General features: G+C 33.1%; 20 protein-coding genes. 3 read left to right on the top strand and 17 right to left on the bottom strand.

Annotated elements, in window-relative coordinates:
* Positions 1 to 65: 65 nt before the first annotated feature.
* The 11 genes from bshA to ACW5R3_RS07480 all read right to left on the bottom strand — a co-directional run bounded on the left by bshA (position 66) and on the right by ACW5R3_RS07480 (position 10,609).
* Entirely contained in the window at positions 66 to 1,199 is a 1,134-nt protein-coding gene (gene bshA / locus ACW5R3_RS07530) for an N-acetyl-alpha-D-glucosaminyl L-malate synthase BshA (RefSeq protein WP_456576392.1), read from the bottom strand.
* A 57-nt stretch (positions 1,200 to 1,256) separates the two neighbouring features.
* On the bottom strand, positions 1,257 to 4,172 hold the full coding sequence (locus tag ACW5R3_RS07525; RefSeq protein WP_456576391.1) for a glycoside hydrolase family 3 N-terminal domain-containing protein: 2,916 nt from the start codon (positions 4,170 to 4,172) through the stop codon (positions 1,257 to 1,259).
* Positions 4,173 to 4,386: 214 nt separating this feature from the next.
* A complete protein-coding gene (locus tag ACW5R3_RS07520) occupies positions 4,387 to 4,872 on the bottom strand; it encodes an ABC transporter ATPase (protein WP_456576390.1) in 486 nt (161 codons plus the stop codon).
* Positions 4,873 to 4,879: 7 nt separating this feature from the next.
* Complete coding sequence (locus ACW5R3_RS07515) at positions 4,880 to 5,068, bottom strand: hypothetical protein (protein ID WP_456576389.1); 189 nt, start codon at positions 5,066 to 5,068, stop codon at positions 4,880 to 4,882.
* Between the two features lie 180 nt (positions 5,069 to 5,248).
* Positions 5,249 to 5,458 (bottom strand): hypothetical protein, encoded by a 210-nt coding sequence (locus tag ACW5R3_RS07510; RefSeq protein ID WP_456576388.1) that lies wholly within the window; start codon positions 5,456 to 5,458, stop codon positions 5,249 to 5,251.
* 4 nt (positions 5,459 to 5,462) lie between these two features.
* The gene (locus tag ACW5R3_RS07505; RefSeq protein WP_456576387.1) at positions 5,463 to 6,254 is read right to left on the bottom strand and encodes a (Fe-S)-binding protein; all 792 of its coding nucleotides are present in this window, start codon (positions 6,252 to 6,254) and stop codon (positions 5,463 to 5,465) included.
* Between the two features lie 8 nt (positions 6,255 to 6,262).
* Entirely contained in the window at positions 6,263 to 6,709 is a 447-nt protein-coding gene (locus tag ACW5R3_RS07500) for an LNS2 domain-containing protein (RefSeq protein ID WP_456576386.1), read from the bottom strand.
* A 34-nt stretch (positions 6,710 to 6,743) separates the two neighbouring features.
* A complete protein-coding gene (locus tag ACW5R3_RS07495) occupies positions 6,744 to 7,046 on the bottom strand; it encodes a hypothetical protein (protein ID WP_456576385.1) in 303 nt (100 codons plus the stop codon).
* 115 nt (positions 7,047 to 7,161) lie between these two features.
* Positions 7,162 to 8,475, bottom strand: coding sequence for a 4Fe-4S dicluster domain-containing protein (locus ACW5R3_RS07490; protein ID WP_456576384.1), 1,314 nt, complete (start codon positions 8,473 to 8,475; stop codon positions 7,162 to 7,164).
* A 12-nt stretch (positions 8,476 to 8,487) separates the two neighbouring features.
* Positions 8,488 to 9,435 (bottom strand): MlaD family protein, encoded by a 948-nt coding sequence (locus ACW5R3_RS07485; protein WP_456576383.1) that lies wholly within the window; start codon positions 9,433 to 9,435, stop codon positions 8,488 to 8,490.
* A 67-nt stretch (positions 9,436 to 9,502) separates the two neighbouring features.
* Positions 9,503 to 10,609 (bottom strand): N-acetylmuramoyl-L-alanine amidase family protein, encoded by a 1,107-nt coding sequence (locus ACW5R3_RS07480; RefSeq protein ID WP_456576382.1) that lies wholly within the window; start codon positions 10,607 to 10,609, stop codon positions 9,503 to 9,505.
* Positions 10,610 to 10,695: 86 nt separating this feature from the next.
* Here ACW5R3_RS07480 and ACW5R3_RS07475 point away from each other — a divergent pair, with 86 nt between their 5' ends.
* Together ACW5R3_RS07475 and ACW5R3_RS07470 are read left to right on the top strand one after the other, a co-directional pair.
* Positions 10,696 to 13,446 (top strand): putative LPS assembly protein LptD, encoded by a 2,751-nt coding sequence (locus ACW5R3_RS07475; protein ID WP_456576381.1) that lies wholly within the window; start codon positions 10,696 to 10,698, stop codon positions 13,444 to 13,446.
* A gap of 31 nt (positions 13,447 to 13,477) precedes the next feature.
* Positions 13,478 to 13,858 carry a RidA family protein gene (locus ACW5R3_RS07470; RefSeq protein ID WP_456576380.1) on the top strand — a complete coding sequence of 127 codons (381 nt, stop codon included), beginning with the start codon at positions 13,478 to 13,480 and terminating at the stop codon, positions 13,856 to 13,858.
* 10 nt (positions 13,859 to 13,868) lie between these two features.
* On the opposite strand, the gene ACW5R3_RS07465 is transcribed toward ACW5R3_RS07470, so the two are convergent.
* Positions 13,869 to 14,789 carry a transporter gene (locus tag ACW5R3_RS07465; protein ID WP_456576379.1) on the bottom strand — a complete coding sequence of 307 codons (921 nt, stop codon included), beginning with the start codon at positions 14,787 to 14,789 and terminating at the stop codon, positions 13,869 to 13,871.
* A 166-nt stretch (positions 14,790 to 14,955) separates the two neighbouring features.
* Here ACW5R3_RS07465 and ACW5R3_RS07460 point away from each other — a divergent pair, with 166 nt between their 5' ends.
* Positions 14,956 to 15,996, top strand: coding sequence for a GMP reductase (locus tag ACW5R3_RS07460; protein WP_456576378.1), 1,041 nt, complete (start codon positions 14,956 to 14,958; stop codon positions 15,994 to 15,996).
* Between the two features lie 16 nt (positions 15,997 to 16,012).
* Here ACW5R3_RS07460 and ACW5R3_RS07455 read toward each other — a convergent pair whose 3' ends face one another.
* The 5 genes from ACW5R3_RS07455 to ACW5R3_RS07435 all read right to left on the bottom strand — a co-directional run bounded on the left by ACW5R3_RS07455 (position 16,013) and on the right by ACW5R3_RS07435 (position 23,881).
* Positions 16,013 to 16,384: a methylglyoxal synthase gene (locus ACW5R3_RS07455; protein ID WP_456576377.1), complete on the bottom strand. Its 372-nt coding sequence runs from the start codon at positions 16,382 to 16,384 to the stop codon at positions 16,013 to 16,015.
* The gene (locus tag ACW5R3_RS07450) at positions 16,384 to 17,247 is read right to left on the bottom strand and encodes an N-acetylglucosamine kinase (RefSeq protein ID WP_456576376.1); all 864 of its coding nucleotides are present in this window, start codon (positions 17,245 to 17,247) and stop codon (positions 16,384 to 16,386) included. The genes ACW5R3_RS07455 and ACW5R3_RS07450 overlap by 1 nt, the downstream gene beginning before the upstream one ends.
* Positions 17,248 to 17,324: 77 nt before the next feature.
* Entirely contained in the window at positions 17,325 to 18,326 is a 1,002-nt protein-coding gene (gene gap, locus ACW5R3_RS07445) for a type I glyceraldehyde-3-phosphate dehydrogenase (RefSeq protein ID WP_456576375.1), read from the bottom strand.
* 31 nt (positions 18,327 to 18,357) lie between these two features.
* Positions 18,358 to 19,344 carry a 6-phosphofructokinase gene (gene pfkA, locus ACW5R3_RS07440; protein ID WP_456576374.1) on the bottom strand — a complete coding sequence of 329 codons (987 nt, stop codon included), beginning with the start codon at positions 19,342 to 19,344 and terminating at the stop codon, positions 18,358 to 18,360.
* Between the two features lie 160 nt (positions 19,345 to 19,504).
* Positions 19,505 to 23,881: a translocation/assembly module TamB domain-containing protein gene (locus ACW5R3_RS07435; protein ID WP_456578823.1), complete on the bottom strand. Its 4,377-nt coding sequence runs from the start codon at positions 23,879 to 23,881 to the stop codon at positions 19,505 to 19,507.
* Between the last annotated feature and the right edge of the window lie 37 nt (positions 23,882 to 23,918).

Here is a 23,918-nt window from a genome sequence, read left to right as displayed (position 1 = left end):
TAATAAAAAATGACACCTAAATGGTGTCGTTTTTTATTTTATTAAGTGATGTAACTAGCCTGAGTTTATACTTTACTAGCTATTAAGGTTTTCTCATATATGGCTTCGTATTGAGGCACTATTTTAGAAATATCAAACATTCGAGCTTGCTCGGTTGCTTGTTGCTTAAATGTGTTAAGTATATTGGTGTCTTTAAGTATAGACAAGGCGTTCGTGCTCATATCATCTACATCTCCTACATCACTTAAATATCCTGAAACACCATGGATGTTAACTTCAGGAATCCCTCCTGAATTACTTGAAATAACCGGAACTCCAGAAGCCATAGCTTCTAAAGCTGCTAAACCAAAACTTTCTGTTTCAGAAGGTAAAATAAACAAATCTGAGAAGCATAAAATTCTATCTATTTCATTACTATTTCCTAAGAAAACTACTTTATTTTCAATACCTAACTCTATAGCTAATTTTTCGGCTGCCTCTTTTTCTGGCCCCTCACCAACCATCATTAACTTAGCTGGTAATTCTTTTTGAATATTATAAAATACTTTAACAACATCAGCAATTCGCTTTACAGGCCTAAAATTACTTATATGTGTAATTATAAATTCATCATCTTTAGCCATCATTGCACGTTGACAATCGGTAAAACCATTTAAATGTTTGGCAATATCTATAAAGTTTGTAACCACTTCTATTTCTTTTTTAATAGGAAATAATCGTAGTGTATCTTGTTTTAGGCTTTCAGAAACGGAAGTTACAGCATCTGAGTTATTTATACTAAATGCTACTGCCGATTTATAGAACGGGTGGCTCCCAACTAATGTTATATCGGTACCATGCAAAGTTGTTACAATTGGTACTTGAATACCTTCTTCTTCTAACATTTTTTTAGCCATGTATGCAGCATAAGCGTGCGGAATAGCATAATGCACATGCAGAACCTCTATATTATGAAGTTTAACCATATCTACTAACTTACTAGATAGGGCTAGTTCATAGGGTTGATAATGAAATAAAGGATATTCAGGAACAGTTACTTCATGAAAGTGTACATTACTACCCAATAACTCTAATCTTACAGGCTGTTTGTAGGTGATAAAATGAACTTCATGGCCACGTTTTGAGAGTTCAATACCTAATTCTGTAGCTACTACACCACTTCCACCAAAGGTTGGATAACATACTATTCCTATTTTCATTATTTTTTTATTTGGTTGGTCGTAATAACTTGTTTTTCTATACAGCGTAATGAAAAGTTATTCAATAATAGCTTCATAAATTAAAGCTTGAATATCTGTTCGAATATTTTCTTTTAATAAAGTATTAGTACCTGCTTTAGGGAATGTTCTATTAGCTAGAAATACATATACAATTTCTTGGTCAGGGTCAGCCCAAGCATAGGTTCCTGTAAACCCCGAATGTCCAAAACTAGACATGGATACACAACCACAAGTTGGCCCATTAGTTCCTAGTTGGGGTTTATCGAAACCAACACCTCTACGGTTATCATTTTCGCAATAAAAACAAGTATTAAACTTATCTAATGTTTCTGCTTTAAAATAGCGTTTACCACCGTAATATCCTTTTTGCAAATACGTTTGCATGATTTTAGCAACATCATTTGCGTTACTAAAAATTCCTGCATGACCGCCAATACCACCTTGCATAGCAGCCCCCATATCATGCACATATCCTTGAACTTTTTGATATCTGAAATAATCATCCATTTCAGTTGGTACAATATTTAAATCACTAAACTTATTATTCGGATTATAGGTTGTTAAGTTAGCTCCTAAAGAGTTATAAAAATGGTCCTGAACTAATTCATCTAATCCCTTATCATAATATTGCTCAATGTATTTTTTAAGAATATAATACGGTAAATCACTATAGCGGTAACGTTGTGTTTTTAGTAAATCGCTTTCTCTAATTATTTTCTGCATACTATCTTGATAGTCGGCACGTATATATAATTCATTAGCTACTTTAACTGTAAATTGCCCACTAGGCGATTTTTTATAATACTTTGGATCTGGTTTCTTATTATCGTCTAATGTCGCAAAATAGAAAGGTATCCATGGGCTCAAGCGCGCATAATGTGATAACATCTGCTTTAATGTAATGTCCTTTTTATTAGAATTTTGATATTCAGGAAGTATCTCAGATAATTTTGTATCTAAGGACACAATCCCTTTTTCCTCAAGTTCCATAATTAATGGTAAGGTTGCCAATATTTTAGTTAATGAAGCTACATCATACATATCATTAAACTTTACAGCTTCCGAGCTACTATCATACGTATGTCTACCAAAATTTTTATTGTATATCACCTTCCCTTTTCTTGCAACTAGCAATTGAATTCCAGGTGTCATTTTTTCATCAACAGCACGTTGAGCTAATGCATCAATTTTATTTAGTTTGGTACTACTCATTCCTACACGCTCAGGAACAGCATATCCTAAACGAGATAAACTTGGCAATGTGATACCATGTTCAGCTTTATAACCATTTCCTACAGACACCGGTAATTTACCGTGTGCTTTAACTGCTCCGAATAATACTTGAGCAGAAACGTCTTGAGCAATAGCACTATTCTGATAACTAACTACTAAACCTTCAATATTCTCTAAGGTTTTAACATCTAATAAAGCGTATGGCCTCACAAAAATATCCAGAATAACATTATTAGTTCGTGCTATTTCATATAACCACACCAACTGCTTATCTGTAAACTTATAACTTTTCCAAGGGTTTGCGTTGGAACGATGAAAACCAATAACAACGGTATTATATCCTTTAAGTTCTTCTATTACTTCATCTAGTTTTTGCCCTTTAACTTCATGAACTTTACCATATTTCTGTAATCCTTTCAAAAAATCGGAACCATCAGCATCACCTAATTTTAAATAAGCTATCTTTTTTGTTTCTAAAGCTCTAATAGGTAAAACATCATTTTTATTCTTTACAATCGTTACGGCATTTTCCATGAGCTTTTCATAAAGCGCATCATCTTCTACTCTATTTAAATCTTCAACTAGATTATCCAGTTTTACAGGTTGAAATTTATTTAACTCTACTTTATACTTGGCCTTTAAAATTTTCTTAACTGAATGCGCTAAACGTTCTTCAGTAATTTGTCCGGTAGTATATGCTTCTTTTATTTTAGTTACAGCTTTTGGTACATTTTCAGAAATAAGAAGAATATCGTTACCCGCTAAAAATGCTGCTAAATCTATATCGCCTGGCGTATCAAAGTTAGCAACACCTTTCATATTTAAGGCGTCTGTAAATATTAACCCTTTGAACCCCATACGTTCTTTAAGAATATCAGTTATAATGTGTTTCGATAAAGACGAGGGTAAACCTGCTTCAGGATTTAAAGCCGGTACATTTAAATGTGCAACCATAATACTGGAAACACCATCTTTAATTAAGCGCGCATACGGATACATTTCTATAGAATCCAGGCGTTTTAAATCTACATCAATTGTTGGTAACGCTTTATGAGAATCAACCTCCGTATCACCATGGCCTGGGAAGTGTTTAGCACTTGATAAGATTCCAGCATCGTGCATGCCTTGCATAAAAGCGCTTCCTTTTTCAGTAACATTAGTACGATCTTCTCCAAAAGAGCGGTTACCTATAATTGGATTTTTAGGGTTTATATTAATATCCACATCTGGAGCAAAATTAAAATGAACTCCTAATCGTTTACAGTGCTCTCCAATATGGTAACCCGTTTTTGCAACCAAATGGTTATCCTTTATAGCTCCTAAAGTCATATTCCATGGAAATGCATAAGTTGAATCTAAACGCATGCTTAAGCCCCATTCGGCATCCATACCAATAAGAAGTGGCACCTTGGCTACAGCTTGTAAGTTATTATTAAATTTAGCTTGACTAACCGGATCTCCTTTTGAAAATATAATACCACCAATATGGTTTTTAGTTACCATTTGACTTATAATATTCTCGTGCTTTAAACCTTTATTGGAAAAGGCTTGTACCATAAAAAGTTGACCAATTTTCTCATCTAATGACAATCCGTTATATACACTATCAACCCATTTCATTTGCGCGTCGGCATCTGGTGTTAATAATGGATCTGGTGTTTGAGAAAACCCCATGAAAGGCGTTAAAATAATTAAAGCTAAAACAAGTATATATCGCATATAACGAGGGATAATTTAAAAATATTCAATAAAATTTATGACAAATTACCATTTTTGATAGAAAAGTACACAGACTTTAAGATAGAATTATAATACCATTTAAAGTTAAAAGTTTTCTAAACAAAATAAAGTTCTAATAGTGTATATCCTTATGTAGAATAAACGAAAAAACACAAGCTATATCTTAAAAAAAGACGAGTGACTTAGATAGGTCTTACTTTACAAAACGTCCATGCCAACTTTCACTAGCAGGCACTTCCCAATGCTCATTAAATTCAGCAATATTATTTACTAAATTATTAAAAACTATTGTGTTTTTAGATATGGCGCGGTCTTTGGCCATTTTTCTGAAATCTGATAATGTTTTATAAGCTATAAAATCACCTTGCTTATATGAAACATTCATTTTATCCATTAAATCAACTTGGTAATCCTTTTCTAATTCTTGTATAAAGTGAACAGAGGCATCAATTGAGCATCCTGTGGCTTTATTTAAATTCTGATTCAGTGCTAAAACGATAAACCGTTTATATTTAATAGTAAACCCTCCTTGTAAATCAGCGCCGTGAGCTGTCCAATTCTCTATAAAATTATTTAATTTATTTTGAATTTCTTCAATTTCGGTATCTGTAAACGTTCTATTTGCTTGATAAATCCAAACTCGTGATTCTTCTGGTAATGAACTAAAATCTACTAACATTTTCTTTTTATTTCTTTTTTACTTTAATATTTAAAAGCGTCGTACAAATTCCAAAACTAAAAAAATAGAATACAAATTGTTTCCAGTTAAATGGACTATAATCAGATAGTCCAAATAAAGCCATAATTCCTGCAAATAAAAAACCTTGTACTGCTCCTAAAATTAGAGCTTGCTTATGTTTTTTAAATAGAGCCATAGCTAATGATATTTTGCTAACAACATGAGACGTTCTAGTTACGAGTAAAATTATAATAGTGTAAAATTTTATATGAAAACAACAAGCTTGTATTATGCTTGCCAATATTGACTAAATTTAATTACGAAACTTACAAAGGACTCATAAAAAAAACTCTAAGAAGCAAACTCCATTTTAAAGCTATTTATTGCGCTTTTGCTCTTCTTTTTTGACTTTTCGATATGCCATATAGCCATTAAAACTTCCGAATAGCACAAAATGCAGTGCAAATTTCCAGAGTAAAAATGGTCGGTCCATAAAATGATCAAATATTAACATCACTAAAGCAAACATTAAGCCTGAAATAGCCCCTAATTTTATATATGTTTTATTTCGTTGAAAAAAGCTCATAATTTTAAAGGTCTTCAGCGTTTGCTATTAGTTCGGCAATATCCATAACTTCAATATTTGCTTCTTGATCTTTAGCTTTAACTCCATCGGTCATCATGGTGTTACAAAATGGACAACCTGCAGCAATAATTTCTGGTTTAGTTTCAATAGCTTGTTCTGTACGCTTTACATTAATGTCTTGGTTTCCTTTTTCTGGTTCCTTAAACATTTGTGCTCCACCTGCTCCACAACATAAACCACGACTTTTACAGCTTTTCATTTCAATTAATTCGGCATCAAGCTTACGAATTAACTCACGAGGAGCCTCATAAACACTATTGGCACGACCTAAGTAACAAGGATCATGAAACGTTATACGTTTACCTTTAAACTGTCCACCTTCAATAGTTAAACGTCCATCAGCTAATAGTGATTTTAAAAATTGAGTATGGTGCATAACCTCATATTTACCTCCAAGTTCTGGATACTCATTTTTCATGGTATTAAAACAATGCGGGCATGTAGTTACAATTTTGGTAACTTCATAAGCATTCAATACTTCTATGTTGGTTACGGCCTGCATTTGAAATAAAAATTCATTTCCACTACGTTTTGCAGGATCCCCTGTGCAACCTTCTTCGCTACCTAAAACGGCAAAATCAACATTAGATTTGTTAAGAATTCTAACAAATGCTTTCGTTATTTTTTTTGCTCTATCATCAAAACTTCCAGCACAGCCTACCCAAAATAACACTTCTGGTTTTTTGCCTTCCGCCATATATTCTGCCATTGTAGGCACTTTAAGTTGTTCGCTCATAATATATTTTATTCATGTTTACCATCATCAAAAACTTGGATGGTTACTTTTTTATCAACTAAATCTGTAAATTTCCCTTTATAACGAGTCGCTTTCACTAAATGATTATCTATCCAATGATAATTTCCGCCTCTTGGTTTACCCATTAATAAGCTATGGAATTTAAAACCATGTTTATTTAACCAGGTTTCTGTTACTTCACGGTGTTCTTCCGTTCTTGAAGTGAAAAAACAAATTAAATGTCCGTCATTATACCATTTATTACAAGTTGCTAATGCATCTGGAAAAGGCTCACAAGTTGCCATACGCTCAGGCTCTTCATTAGGAACATCTTCAGTAATTGTACCGTCAATATCTATTAAATAGTTCTTAACACCTTCTGGGAGTATTGGACTAATTTTTTCACCTGCCTCTACTTTTTCGTGCAATAGTTTATCGGCGTCTTCTCTTTTCATTTGGGTATAATTTAACGGTTATATTTATAAAAAATCAATCTATAGTTTCTTCATTAATGGCTAAAAAATCTCCTTTATCAATGCGGATAATTATTGCCAGTTTCTTTTCCCCGTTTTCTAAAATATTTTCGGGATCATAACGTTCATCATACGCACGTCTTAAAGCTGCGTAACCAATACTGCTCGTTTGTTTATCGGTGCAATAATCACAAAAAACCTTTAATAGCTTGATATCTTTAGCTATCTGCTCTTTGTATGTAATTTGTGTGTACACTTTAATTTGTAAGGAATCCTTGGCATAGCTTTGAGCATATACATCTGTAATTCCCAAAATCAAGAATACTCCTGTTATTAAACTATATATATAAAATTTTTTGTTAATTCTTACTTCTTTAAATGGTTCTTAAAACTGATAACGAAATCTTAGTTATTTAGAATAGATTGGTTGTCTATTATTCATCTTTCCAATTTAAACGATCCATTTGGTTGTAAGGCCAAGGCGCTGCGTTGTTTTCAATATTTGTCATCATATTATTTAATTCCATCGGTGCAGCACTCTGCTCCATTACTAAATATCGACGCATTTCCATAATTATAGAAAGTGGGTCAATACTTATAGGACAAGCTTCTACACACGCATTACAAGACGTACACGCCCAAAGCTCCTCTCGTGTGATATAGTCATCTAATAGCTGCTTCCCATCATCTTGAAAAGTTCCTTTATTGGCATCAATATTTTTTCCAACTTCTTCCAATCTGTCACGGGTATCCATCATAATCTTACGAGGTGATAATTTTTTTCCCGTTAAATTAGCCGGACATTCACTTGTACAACGCCCGCATTCTGTACAGGTATAAGCATTTAAAAGTTGTACCCAATTTAAATCTTGAACATCCGATGCTCCAAATTTTTCAGGAACATCCGAGGCGTCATCTTCAGCTGGTGCTGCAAACGGATCGGCATCCGGATCCATCATCATTTGAACCTCTTTTGTTACAGCTTCTAAATTATTAAGTTGTCCTTTTGGTTTAACTTTTCCGTAGTACGTATTAGGAAAAGCTAATAAAATATGTAAGTGTTTAGAGTAGTATAAATAATTTAAGAACGCTAAAATCCCAACTATATGCAACCACCAAGCAGAACGCTCAACCATATGCAATGTTCCTTCAGACATACCACTAAATAACGGTGCAATAAACTGACTCACTACATTACCTGTATCCATATTTTGAAATGTAACATCGGTAGCGTTCATAACTAAAAACAATGTCATTAATACCATTTCAAAATAAAGAATGATATTACCATCATTTTTAGGCCAACCAGTCATTTCAGATTTCCAAAATCGTTGAATTTTGATAATGTTTCTTCGAATCCAAAATACAGTAACAGCTACAAATACTAAAGCTGCTAAAACCTCAAATGAACCAATTAAAAAACCATAAACTGAATCCGGTAGTACACTAGAAAAAATTCGGTGACTCCCCGTTAAACCATCAATAATAATTTCAAGGACTTCAATATTTATGATAACAAAACCTACATAAACAACAACATGTAAAAACCCCGATACAGGACGTTTTACCATCTTACTTTGCCCTAATGCAATATTAATCATGTTTTTCCATCGCTCGGAGGTATTATCACTAACGTCAACATCTTGACCTAGTTTAATATTTCGCAACAATTTTCTAACGTTGTTTGCAAAATAGCCAATACCTATTATAAGTGCTATGGCAAAAAGTATGTTAGGAATATAATTCATGGTTAGTTTTGTTTATTCTCTTTCGTTTTCTGGTTTCTCGTAATCATCTTTATTTTTCCCTCCAAAAACAGATACATTAACATATCGTTTTGGATTTAATTTAAAGTCTTGAAGTAATTCTTTTAATTGCATTGAAGCGACTTCTAAATTATTATAAAGTTTATCGTCTTTTAATAGTAATCCCATAGTGCCATCACCGTTCTCTAAACCTGAAAGCAAACTATTTACATTAGCTAAAGTACCATCTAGATTATTAAGCGTATTTGCTATATCAGCTTGTTTTAAATCAGCAGTTACACCTGCTAAATTATTACTTATAGAGTCGAAATTTGAAATCACAGAAGCTAAATTAGCTTCATTTTTAGCTACCAAACCATTAACAGATTGTGACAGCGCGTTAAAGGATTTTATAGTAGCGTTAAGTTCTGCTATAGCATTTTTTAAGCCTTGATCAGAATCGTCATTCAAAATATCATTAACTCCTATAAGTAGAGTATCTGCAGATTTAAGTGTAGTACCTAAGTCATCACTTATATCAGAGAAATTCCCTGTTAATTGTTGAACAAGTCCCATTTCTACTTCTGACGGAAAAGCATCACCATCTGCAGCCATTTGAGACTCCTTTCCAGGAACAATAGCCAAAGCATTATCACCCAATAAACCTGATGAATACAAACGTATTTTACTGTCCTTAGGAAATTTTAAATCGTTATCTACAGTAAATGACACACGAGTTTTACCAGATTCTGGCACGTATTTAATATCCTTTATTTGTCCTATAGTGTTACCTTTTATAGTAACTGCTGAAGATTTTACTAACGCATTATAATCAAATTCGGTATAGTAGGTATTTGCGCCATCTATAAGATTTACACCTTTAAGGTAATTGATTCCAAAAACCAGAAAAATGATTCCTGAGAGTACCAATATGGCGGTTTTAACTTCTTTTGATATTTTCAAAGTAATATTATTTAGTTATTAAACAAAATTAGAAATAAATTTATAAAGAATGATACTAATTTACATATCATTTTACGACCTCCGATACCGGAATTTGTTGGTCGTTTTTAAATGCGACTATAAAACAACCTGTATAACCACTTGATTCTGCTTGCGATTTTAGCGTTTTAGCTTCAGTATAATCTGAAGTTGAACCGTAATAATATTTGTATAAAGCATCTACTTTAACTCTTGAAACAGGATCTAACCCCTTAAAATTATAAGGCTTCTCCATAATTTTACGCGAGCTAGCAGCTATTTGAACTTTAAACGTTATGCCTTCGTAAATTTCTGCAGATTGTGAATTTTGTGATATGGATTCATTTAAAATCTCAGGTTGAAAAAAATCACCTACATTTTGATCTAAATTATCCTTATAATGTAAAATAGCTTCTTTAATGGCTAATGCCATTTCTTTTTGGCCAGTATTAGAGTTTAGATAAGCACCTTCATGTTTACTTGTTAAAAACCCTGTTTCAATTAAAACACTAGGCATATAAGTGTTATGTAACACCCAAAAGCCCGCCTGTTTCACTCCACGACTCTTACGTTTTAGCTTACCTGTAAAATTGTTTTCAATATAACTTGCTAATTGAATACTCTGATCTAAATACTCTTCTTGCATCAAAGTTAAACCTATTAATGATTCGGGGGAGTTAGGATCAAATCCTTCATAATGCTTTTCATAATCGTCCTCTAAAAAGATAACTTCATTTTCTTTTTTAGCAATATTAAAATTCTGTTTATTAGCATGCAAACCTAAAACAAAGGTTTCTGTACCATAAGCACTATTAGAAAAAGCATTGCAATGCACAGATACAAATAAATCGGCATCAGCTTTATTTGCTATAGCTGCACGACCTCTTAAGGTTATAAAAACATCCGTCTTACGGGTATAAATAACCTTAATGTTTTTATTCTTCTCAAGCTCCTTACCTACCTGCAACACAATATTTAAGGCAATGTTTTTTTCCTTATAACCATTCCCTAAGTTCCCTGGATCATTCCCTCCATGACCAGCATCGAGAACAACCACGAACTTATCTGTATCATTTTGAGCAAATGTGAAATTCACACAAAATAGTGTTAAAAGAAGCGTTGTAAATAAGAAATTTAAATAGCTATTCGTTTTCATATAGGTTATAACAACTTTTTATTTTGTTTATTTTAATTATGGAATTTTTAGATATATTAATTTAATCACAAAAAATATATGTAATTTTGGCAATTCAAAAACCGAGCCATACTTTTACAAAAATACATTTAAAAGCGTTGCGTACAAACAACTTTCACATACTTTTTGCCCTAAGTTTTACAGTGTTTATAAACACTTTTAGCTTTAGCCAAGACCTACCTAAATCCGGAATTCAGGTTGAGTCCACAAAAAACAGCGATAGCTTAAATGTTAGCATTGGTGCTTCTGAAAAGTCTATTCTCTCAGAAAAAGAGCAAGACTCTATAGTTAACGACTCTGTAAAACCTAAAAAAGGCCCTATTTCTGGCCCCATTAAGTATAAAGCTACAGATAAATCGTCATTTAATAATAAAGAACAAAAATTATATCTCTACAACGAAGCCGAAGTTTATTACGAAGACATGGAACTTAAGGCTGGTGTAATAGTTGTAGATTATAACACCAATGAAGTATTTGCTAAGGGTATCGTAGACTCCGCTGGTGTTTATACCCAGGCTCCAGTTTTTAAACAGGCTGACAATGAAGTAAAACCCGACTCTATTAAGTTTAATACAAAATCGGAAAAAGCTTTAATTTATAATTCGAATACGGAACAGGGCGACATAAAAATATTTGCTCCTATCACAAAAAAAGTAAATGACTCGGTCATATTTCTACATAAAGGCCGATTTACAACAGCAAAAGATATTGAAAATCCTGAGTATTATTTTCAAGCAAATAAAATTAAAATTGTTCCAGGAGAAAAAATTGTTGTCGGATTAACCAATATGGTAATTGCCGATGTTCCTACACCACTTGGTTTACCGTTTGGCTTTTTCCCATTAACAAATAAACAAACTTCAGGGGTTATAATTCCTACTTTTGGTGAGGAAAGTAACCGTGGGTATTTTATTCAGAATGGTGGATATTATTTTGCACTAAGTGATTATTTAGATTTAGCCGTTTTAGGAGATTATTATACCAATGGTAGTTACGGTATTCGAACTGAAAGTAGTTACGCATTAAAATACCGTTTCCGAGGAAATGTAGGTTTTAGATATGAGAATTTAATTAATAGCGAACGTGGTTTTCCTGATTATGGAAAATCATCTATTTACAATATAAGGTGGTCGCATGCGCAAGATCAGAAAGCAAATCCATCTTCCCGATTTTCAGCTTCGGTAAACCTTGGTAGTAGTTCGTATTACCAAACTTCCTTAAATCAAGTCAATACTCCAAGTTTCCTGAATAACACCTTAGCATCTTCTGTTTCGTACTCTAAAACATTCCAAGGAGAACCTCAGGTAAACTTTAGCGCAACCGCTACGCATTCACAAAACACCAATACCGAGGTTATAAACATGACATTACCAACTATTCAAGCTAGTGTGAGTCGTATTTATCCTTTTGCACCTAAGGATGGAGTTAAAAAAGGAATTATTCAAAACATTAATTTCCAGTATAATTTACGTGCTGAAAATCAGATAGAAACAACAGATGAATTCTTCTTCAAGAAAGAAATGTGGGATTCTGCTGAAAATGGTATCCAACATAGTATTCCATTAACAACCAACTTTAAAGTTTTAAAATACTTAAGTTTAAGTGCGAGTACATCATTTGATGAAACGTGGGTTTTTGAAACGGTTAATAAATATTACGATCCGGAATTACAAGAAGTTGTTACTGAAACACAAAAAGGGTTTGACGCCTTTAGAACCTATAATTTTAGTACAAGTTTAGGTACTACACTTTATGGTATGTTCGATTTCAGGAAAAATGATAACGATCCTAAAATTCAACAAATTCGACATGTTATGAGGCCTTCTGTGAGCTATAACATTAATCCTTCGTTTAGTAAATACTATCAAACATACGAAGTTATTAGCGCGGATGGCTTAACAACTACGGAAGAAGAATACACCCGTTTTGATGAGGGTATATTTGGAACTCCAAACAATAGGTATTCTAGCTCTATCGGATTAAATTTATCTAACAACATAGAAGCTAAAGTAAAAGATAACGACTCTTTAGCCACAGAAGCTAAAAAAATTAAAATCTTAGATAACTTAAATTTCTCAACAGCTTACAATGTTGCAGGCGATTCATTAAACTGGAGTCCTCTAAGAGTATCTGGTAGTACTATGTTATTCGACAACCAGATGTCTATAAACTTTGGTGCCATATTAGATCCGTATGCTTTAGATAATAACAACACTAGAGTTGATGTATTCAATATTAATAATGGCGGTAGTTTATTCCGTTTAACAAGTGCTAATATTACTATGAGCTACTCCCTTTCAAGTAGTAGTTTTGATGGTACAGAAAGCGACAGAAGTACGCAAGAAAACCTTAGAAGTGGTGGCCGAGCCGATGATTTATTTGGTCGGGCACAAGATTTTTCGGATCAAAGTTATTACGACAAAGAAGAAGATACAGAGCGTAAGCCAAGTGGTTTATACACCAATAAAATCCCATGGAACGTTAAGTTTGCATATGCCGCAAACTATTCAAATTCGCAACGCGAGAACGAAATTTCATCACACTCCTTAATGTTTTCGGGTGATGTTGAGATAGCTCCTCAGTGGACAATTGGAGCGTCTTCTGGTTACGACTTTAAAAATAAAGGATTTACGTATACGCAATTACGTTTTGAACGTGACTTACTAAGTTGGCGTATGAATTTTAGTTGGGTTCCATTTAGCTCTAATGCATCTTGGTATTTCTTTATAGGTATTAAATCTAGTATCTTAAAAGACATTAAATACGATAAGCGTAGACAACCCGATCAAAACCTATAAAGTTTAACGATTAAATATTTTTTAAGACATTATGAAAAGAATAATCAACACGCCTAATGCCCCTGCTCCTATTGGACCTTATAACCAAGCCGTTTTGGTGGGTAACATGCTTTATACTTCGGGACAAATTGCTATAAATCCAGATACTAATGAACTTGTTTTAAGTTCTGTTGAAATAGAAACGGAACAAGTTATGCAAAACATGAAAGCTGTTTTACAGGCTGCAGATATGACGTTTGATAACGTAATTAAATCTACTATTTTTATTAGTGATATGGAGAATTTCTCTAAAATAAATGCGGTGTATGCTACTTATTTCGATTCTGAAACAGCACCAGCTCGTGAAACAGTAGAAGTTGCTAATTTACCTAAATATGTTAATGTCGAAATTAGTATGATAGCTGTTAAATAAGAGTATTTATTTAGAATACCATAGACCAACCTAAACCTAAGGAACTCGTATTAGATCCTATATCCTTAAAGGTTACCGAACGTAAGTACGAAAACTTTACAGCTTGTGTTTTAGTTACAGGCAACCCAAAAGAAAGAGCTGCTAAAAAATCGCCTCTAGCATCATCTTTAGCAATATCATCAATAACCGCTGAACCACCTGTACCTAACCCTGCGCTAGCAGACAACCACATATTATTTAAAAACCGATGAATTAAATGCGTTTGTACCGCATACAATGGTTTCTGTTCTTTAAGTTGATTATTGTAAAAATCAGAATTATCAGAAAATAGAAAAACGGAAGTGGTTAATTCATAAGACCAACGTCCCCAATTATGAACCATCCCTATCTGCGGTCTAATAGTAAACCTATTTGTTCCTAAATTTATTAACCGATAATTATCATATTGCCCAAAAGGAAATGTTACAGCTAACGATACACCAACCATAGTATTTGTTGGATTTTCTTTCATATAATTACGCATATCTGAAGCGTTCATAGCTTCAGGACCAATTAAATTTAAAGACACACGCAATCTAGGATCTGAAAATCCATCTCTTGAGAGACTTGTAGGTTCACCAGATAATAAACCATTCCATTCCGCCATAATAAGTGGCACGGTAACATCTACCCTTGCTAATCGGTTTCCAATTTTAAATGGTTGGACATAAGATGCCGCTATAACATTCATTTTTAATGAAACATCTTCAGCTTGCAAAATGGGATCAAAAGCTATAGTTCCACCTGTATAAATATAACCAGCACCTACTACTTTTACCCCCAAAGGCATTGGCGTCCATCGTCGTGGTTCGATATCTTGGGCTACAATTTCAAAAGGATTAATAAGAAATAGAAGTATAAAACTTAAAAATAGTAAAGAATTAGTTTTCATGTAGCGCTAAGTTGTGTCAATTTAATATACCTAATCATAATTAAACGAAAATATAAATTATAAACTGACTAAAACCGATTTCTTTATATAAAAATTATCGTTTTAAAAACTTATTGATTCTCGTATAAGGATAGCTTATATTTGATAATATAAAAAAACAAACACTATGCGTATAGAACATGAAATTAAACTTGGTTTTAAGGATGTTATGTTTCGTCCTAAACGATCTACATTAAAAAGTCGTAAAGAAGTAACGCTACAGCGTGAATTCACTTCTCTACACAGTAATAAAACGTATAAAGGCATTCCTATTATGGCTGCCAATATGGATACTGTTGGAACTTTTGAAATGGCAAAAGCCTTATTTAATAAACATTTGTTTACAGCTATACACAAACACTACACACTAGATGATTGGCATGCCTTTATGAGTCATGCACCTAAAAATATAGAAAACCATATTGCTGTTAGTACTGGAACAGGCAGTGAAGATTCTAAAAAACTTCAAACAATATTAAATGCCTACCCACAACTGACATTTATATGTATAGATGTAGCTAACGGATATTCTGAACATTTTGTGAATTTTGTTAAAAACACCCGACAAAATCATCCCGATAAAATTATAATTGCCGGAAATGTTGTGACCGGTGAAATGGTAGAGGAATTATTACTATCAGGTGCCGACATAATAAAGGTTGGTATTGGACCTGGCTCTGTTTGTACTACCCGTGTTAAAACTGGTGTGGGCTACCCTCAGTTATCGGCCATTATAGAATGTGCTGACGCAGCACATGGCTTAGGCGGACAAATTATTAGTGATGGTGGTTGTGCAAACCCTGGCGATGTAGCTAAAGCTTTTGGTGCTGGAGCAGATTTTGTAATGCTTGGCGGTATGCTTGCTGGACATAATGAAAGTGGCGGGAAATTAATTACGCATGACGGTAAATCATTTAAACAATTTTATGGGATGAGCTCTACAACAGCTATGGATAAACATGTTGGCGGAGTAGCCGAATATCGCGCTAGTGAAGGTAAAACAGTCGAAGTTCCTTATAAAGGAGATGTTAGTACAACGGTTAATGATATTTTAGGTGGCCTACGAAGTACCTGTACCTACGTGGGTGCTCCCAGACTTAAAGAATTAACTAAACGAACCACATTTATACGTGTAGCCGAACAAGAGAATCAAGTATATACTAAATAGCTTAATCTCTAAATACTTATAATGCTGATAATCCTGCAATAAGCAGTGCTCCTGCTGCAGGATTAGTAGCTAAAGGTACATCATGAACATCACACAAACGCATAAGCATTAGTACATCTGGTTCATGAGGGTGTTTTGCCAAGGGGTCTCTAAAAAATAAAACCATTTTACAAACACCTTCTGCTACTCGAGCTGCAATTTGAGCATCTCCTCCTAATGGACCTGAAAGTAATTTAGCTACTTTAAAACCTGAATTTTCAACTTTATTCCCTGTTGTACCTGTAGATACTAACGTTATATGTTCTTGGTGAAAAAACGCACGATGCTCGTTTAAAAACTGCACCATTTCTGCTTTCTTCCCATCATGGGCTATAATTGCTATTTCCATTATCCTTTTGTTTTAGTATGATAGTTTACTAGGCCATCTATGGGGCGTCTTACAATATTTCCTACTTTATAATTGTACTCTTTGGCAACTTCTAATATCTCAGTTTCAGAAAAATGTGCTATAGATCCTGCAAAATGAACAGGAACGGTTTTGATTTCCTCTTTAAACTGAAGAATCATATTTTCTGAAAACAATCTCAAGCCTTTTTTAATGAGGTCTTGAATATAGCTAGTTTCTTTATTTAAAAACATAAATTCAGCAAAATTAGCCAAGTAGGCGTTAGGATTAGGCTGCTTATAAAGATTGTATTTTATGAAATCGGAATCTAAATTATATTTATCTGCAAAAGCCACACGAATAGTCTCAGGCATATGATTAAAATAATAATCTCGGATTAATTGTTTTCCGTAATAGTTTCCAGAAGCATCATCCATTAAGGTATAACCTAAAGAATTAACGCGCTGTTCAACATCATTGCCATTAAAATAACTACAGTTAGAACCTGTACCTAAAATACACACAACAGCCGCTTCATCCGGACTATTTAACGTTGCACGAACCGCCGCATAGGTATCTTCTTTAACTTCTACTTGAGCATTTACAAAAATAGACTCTAAAACTTGTTTCAATAATAGCCTAGGCTTATCGGTACCACAACCTGCACCATAAAAGTATACCTTAGAAACTACCAATTTATGTTTTTTCAAATCGGGGTGTTCCTTAATAATTTTAGCTAGTTTTTTTTCTGTTAAAATAGCAGGATTTAGGCCTTTAGTTCTTATTTTCTCAAGTAATTGTTTACCGTTTTCATCTATTGAAATCCAATCACATTTCGTAGAACCACTATCAACTATTAAAATCATATTTATTGCTTTTAAATAAAAAACCGCAGTCTACAAAAACCATTTTATACACTGCGGTTTAAATTAGATCATATTAATTACAAGCTATTAATATGTTGTGCTAATTCTACTAATTTATTCGAATAAGCAAACTCATTATCATACCAGGCTACTAATTTAAAGAATTTAGAATTCAGTTCTATAGCAGAATCTGCATCGAAAACACAGGTACGTGTCTCACTAACAAAATCTTGAGAAACAACAGCTTCTTCCGTATAACCTAGAATACCATTTAAAGCACCATCTGCGTTTTCTTTAAACACTTTTTTAATAGCTTCCAACGATGTTTCCTCTTTGGTTCTAACAGTCAAATCTACTACAGACACATCGGCTGTAGGAACACGGAATGCCATTCCTGTTAACTTTCCATCCAACTCAGGGATAACTTTACCTACTGCTTTTGCAGCACCCGTTGAAGTTGGTATGATGTTATTTAATGCTGATCGACCTAATCTGTAATTCTTTTTATTTGGACTATCTACCGTATTTTGAGTAGCTGTAGCAGCGTGAATAGTAGTCATTAAAGCCTCTTCAATTCCAAAATTATCATTGACAATTTTAGCCATTGGCGCTAAACAGTTTGTAGTACAAGATGCATTAGATACAATAGTATCAGATGCTTTTGCTTCATCATGGTTTACTCCCATTACAAACATTGGAGCATCCTTACTAGGCGCTGAAATTACAACCTTTTTAGCTCCAGCTTCTATATGAGATTGCGCAGAATCTAAGGTTGTAAAAATACCTGTACAATCGGCAATAACCTCAGCTCCTATAGCGTCCCATTTTAAATCTTTAGGATCACGTTCAGCTGTTACGCGAACTATTTTACCATTTACTACTAAATTACCATCTACTACCTCTACAGTTCCATTAAAACGTCCATGCACAGAATCATACTTTAATAAATATGCTAAATGATCTACATCTAATAAGTCATTAATTCCTACTACCTCAACATCTGGTCTATTAACTGTAGCTCTAAAAACTATACGACCAATTCTTCCAAATCCGTTTATTCCTAATTTCATTTTTGACATCTTAAATTTAATTTCCTATTAATACTTATTATTATGTGGTCATGATATCAGACACGCGTAATAATTCTTTATTTATTTCTGATTTACCTTTTACAGCTTTATCTAATGGTGTTAACTCCATTCTATTATCCAAAATTCCGACCATAAAATTGCTTTTACCTTCTAAGATAGTTTCAACAGCCTTAACTCCCATTCTACTTGCTAAAACACGATCAAAACACGAAGGAGACCCACCGCGTTGCATATGTCCTAAAACAGACACACGCACATCGTATTCTTCCATATTTTCTTCTACATAATCTTTTAGCTCAAACACATTCTTTCCTATTTTGTCTCCTTCAGCGACAACAACAATACTGGAAGATTTACCTGATTTCTTACTACGCCTTAATGATTCTAACAGCCTATCTAGACCTAGATCTTCTTCTGGAATTAATATTTCTTCTGCACCTGCGCCTACACCAGCATTAAGAGCAATATGGCCTACATCACGCCCCATAACTTCAACAAAAAACAATCGTTTATGTGAACTTGCGGTATCTCTAATTTTATCAATAACTTCTACAACGGTATTTAAAGCCGTATCAAAACCTAAAGTGAAATTTGTACCATAAATATCGTTGTCAATAGTACCAGGAATACCTATAACTGGAAAGTTGAATTCCTCGTTAAATACAAGTCCTCCAGTAAAAGTTCCATCACCTCCAATTAAAACCAAGGCATCAATACCTACACTTTTTAATTGCAAATATGCTTTTTGGCGACCTTCTTTAGTACGAAACTCATCAGATCGAGCAGACTTTAAAACTGTTCCTCCTGTATGGATTATATTATTAACACTTCTTGCAGTTAAGATTTTAAAATCGGCCTCCATAAGACCTTCAAAACCTCTATAAATACCAATACATTCAACTTCATGATAGGCACATGTTCTTACAACAGAACGTATAGCAGCATTCATTCCTGGAGCATCACCTCCAGAGGTTAAAACACCTATTTTTTTAATCTTTTTAGACATCTTTTTTTTCTTAATTAAGTAAATCTAATAAAGAAAAACCATATAATACAAGCTATTGCTATTAAAATAATGTTAGGTTTAAAACTCAAACGTTTTCGTTAATAACTATTTGAATATTACGTTTTGAAAGGGATATGAAACTGATTTAATTAGTGAAGAATTAATTATCGTCTTCTTTTTTGAAGCCTATATAACTAGGAATATTTTTATCGGTTTCTGCTTCTTTTTCGGCTTTTTGTGCTTGTTCTTCTTCGTACTCTTGCTTCCCTTTAAAAATAATTTGAAGTAACTCTCCAAAGGTATCGAAATCTACATTCCAAGCAATACCGACACCTTGGGTATAACCTATTTCTTCACCAAAATTTCTAATACTGTTTTCACGATTAAAAACTTTGGCTGTTAGTGTACCTTCATCATTTAAAAGAAAATCAATTTGCACATCTCCAGCAATAACGGTTTCACTAACACCACCAACTGGCACCCCTACTTTACCATTAATAAGTATGCGATCACTGATATTGGTTTGAAGTGTAACACCCAATCTATCATCTGTTTGATAATCTGGTGTATTTTCACCGGCTTCATAATTAAGACCTATGTTAACTTTATTATCTGTAGTGGAAAAGAAGCCATTAATGATACCGTTAAGTCGCTCGGTAACCGTTCCAGTAATATTTATATCATTTAAACGATTAGAAAAAGCTCCAGTAGCTAATAGATATAAGGCTTGATTATCCCTATCTTCTTTAGAATCTAAGCGGTAGTTTAATTCTGATTTAACCGTGGAGTTTACATTAGGAAACTCAAAAGTAAATTCGATATTAGGTTTTTCTAATGGGCCACTTAAATTAGTTAATACATAAACCGGAATACTTCTATTTATAGGATTATCTAATAAAGGAGAAGGGTTTGATTGTGTTTTATAAATAGCGTTAATATTTATTTGCGCCTTAAAAGGATCGCCTTCCCAGGCTAATGTTCCTCCAGGCTCTACTATAAACTCCTTTTGAACAATACCACCAAACATAAAATTGTAAACACCTTGGAATACCGAGAAATCACCAAAAATATTAAACTTCCCATTTGTATTAATATCTATTAGAAGCCCACCAACACCACTACCTTTTATAGTACTTCCTGAAACTTTGTCAATCACAATTTCTATTTCAGCATCTTGAGTAATATCCAATTCAAAATCTAGCTCAAGTCCAGATATATTTTGATCGCGAACGACCTCTCCTTTTAATTTAGCTAATTTTTCTTCAGGAGTTAAGAAGTGAATAAACGAATTATCTCCAAATGTAGCAGAATCAGTTAATGGAATAACAAAGGTTGTACCTTCTTTGGTTTCCCCTACAACACTTATTACTAAATCGGATGTAGGACCTTTTATACTAGCCAACCCTCCTATAAAACCGGTGCCGTAATATGGAGCATCTTCAGTTTCTTCTTCTGTATCTAACACTAGTAAGCGTGGAGTATCAATATCTAAATTTAAACTCCAATTAGAAAAATTAACGTGACTTATATTACCATTTAAAACACCTTTAGATTGATGTTTAGTGTCTGTTAATCGGATATCATTAAATATAAAACTTTGATTATTTAATGTTACTGACGACTCGTCATCGAAAGCAAAATCAACATTAAGATACGGAACAGTTAAACCCGAATTATTAAGACGTAAATCGCCATTAATTTGTGGTTTATTTAAACTCCCTTCTACTTTTGCTATCCCCGTAACATCACCTCTAATATTGGTTAATATTCCTGATAAAAATGGATTTAGTGGTGATAGGTTAAAATCATTAAAATTTAAATTAACATCTATGGTAGACTTATTAGATGCTACATCAATAATACCAATGGCAGAAAAAGATTCCGAAGTATCATCCTTAATTTTAGCATAAACAGAATAATTAGTTAAAGATTCGTTCCCACGAATTTGAGCATCAAAAGAACCTAAAACTAAATTATTTATCTCCAAGTCGTCAATGGTTATATTTGAATCAGGTAAATACTGACCGTTTTGCTGAAAAACATCTAATTTACCATTTACATTACCGTGTAAATCTAGACTATCAATACTAGGTGTTATTTTCGCTAAATCAACATCCTTAAAATTTAACTTAATATCCTTATAAGTCGAATCTTTTAATGTTCCAAAGAGTTTTATTTGCTCGTTTTTATGACTCATCAAAAACGAATCTAATTGAATGTTTTTAAACTCATTGTCAAACACAATACGGTTATGGCTATTTCTGTTTTCATTAATAACCCACTTACTCCCTTTAAACGTTGCATCAGAGCGACTAAAACCGACTACCGATTTGTTATCTTCATTAATAGTATGATAGAAACTTAAGTTGTATGCATCGTCATTATTTTTACCACCTTTAAACTCCGATCGTATAAATAAGGTATCTTTTAAAGTCACATTAATCAAGTTAAACTTTGATAGATTGTAGTAGTTTGTATTAATACTATCAACCTCCACATAAGTATTAAATAATGGGTTTTTATTATCAACCTGAAGTGAAATTTTATCAGCGAAATAATCAAACAATTTAATTTTAGGTGATTTAAATGTCAGTTTAAATTCTTCTTCTTTACTTTCAACGTGACCACGGATATATGTATTTGCTCCCAACTCGATGTCTGGAACAAATACTTCGACTATTTTATTATATATATTGAAATTAAAATCAATATACTGATCCGCTAAAACCTTATGGGGAATATAATTCGCGTAGATACTACCTACGGCATTTTCAAATAATTTACCAATATCTTCAAATAGAAAAACACCGCTTAATTGTCCTGTAATAATATCGGGGGAATTAACATGTATAGATCGCACCTCTTCTTCAAAGGATGATGTAATTTCAAAATCATCAAAATAATAAGTGTCATACTCGTTTGTATATGAAGTATTATTAAATTGAATATTACCAACAACATTATTTACAGTTGTTCCTGTAGCTTTCATATTTACGGTTCCTTTAAAGAATGAAAGACTATCGTTTTTTACAAAATTCATAGCCTTCAAATTAGCATAGGATACATCGGCAACAAAATCGAACTCGTTTACCTCTTTAGAAAAATCGGCTAACCCATTAAAATTCAGTTTTAAATTATCATCGTTAGATACCAGCTTACCATCATAAATATTATCACCCAACTTACCTGAAACCTCTATATTATTATACTCATACCCGTTATAAACAATAGAATAAACATCCCCTAACAACTTAGTATCTAAACCTTCTACTGTAAATCCTTTACCATTTACATCTAGGTTTAATGATGTAACACCCCATTGTGGGTTTTGCATAAATTGACCTAAATCAAAATCTTCAAAAACTATATTACCTTTATATGTGGCGTTATCCACATCATTAAAGGTTTTCATTTCTAAGTTAGAGTCAATAAAACCTAAATCTGTTTGAATTTTAAGGTTCGCTTTAATATTAGTTGTAGTAACTTCAGACTGTCCCGTAATTGTAAAATTCCCTAACCTATCAAATGCAGACGGGATAGACTTCCCAAGCACATTTGGCAACAAGGCCTTTAAATCGCTATAATTTGATGATAAGTTGCTAAAATCACCATTCATATAAAAATTACCATCTGCTTTATTAAACAAGTTCTTAAAATGAATATCCCCATATATACGACTACTATTGGTATTTAATTTAAGATTCTCTAGATACATGTCGTTGAGCGTTCCTGTTACTTTAGTGCTAAAAGCAGCACGTTGGTTTACCCCAAACTCGTTATAAAACGTGTTTAGCTCATTCATAGCAATATCTGCTTCAGTAAAATTAGCATCTACTTGAACCTTATCTGTGAAATACTGAAGGTCTTTCCGTTTGTAATTAAATTTCACACTACCCTTTAAAACCGAATTCTCTGTTTTAATATCTAAGTTATCAAGAAATATCTGTGTTTTAGTATAGGAGAAATTAGTAACTAAATTTTTCATTTTTAACCCCCGACTATCATCAAAAGCAAGCGTATTAATACGAGTACTCACATTCGGGCCATTAATTAATAAATTAGTAGCATTGGTATAAACGTTTGTAAATTCTAATATTTTAGGAACTTCGTTATTTTCATTTATCATTCTAAAAATACCATCTTTAATAGTCACATCACTAGACGACATTAAAAAAGTACTTCTTTTTCTTGTTGGCTGATCCTCATCAAAACGCGCTACAAACACATCTAAATTGGTATCTGTTTCACCTTTGTAGGTTATTAAATTAAAAACAACGCCTTCCAAATCAATATCACCAAATACCAATTTACCATTGTATAAATTTTTAAAACTTAAAATGGATGTGTTCAATTCGGTAGCACTTATAAGCGTATCTTTTTTAAAATCACGAATAAGAACCCCTTTAAGTTCCACATCACCATTTAGTTGCAATCCTATTTTATCAATATTAATATTGGTTTTAAAATCAGAATTTATACGTTCTGTTACATGATTGGCTATACCCGTTTGTACTGCTGGTAGAGATAATAACAGCATCAAAATAATTATGAGTAACAAGATTGTTACTACAATT

Source organism: Algorimicrobium bowmanii (assembly GCF_054031195.1).
The sequence above is the reverse complement of the archived record's forward strand: the minus strand, read 5'-3'. Positions and strand labels throughout refer to the sequence as shown.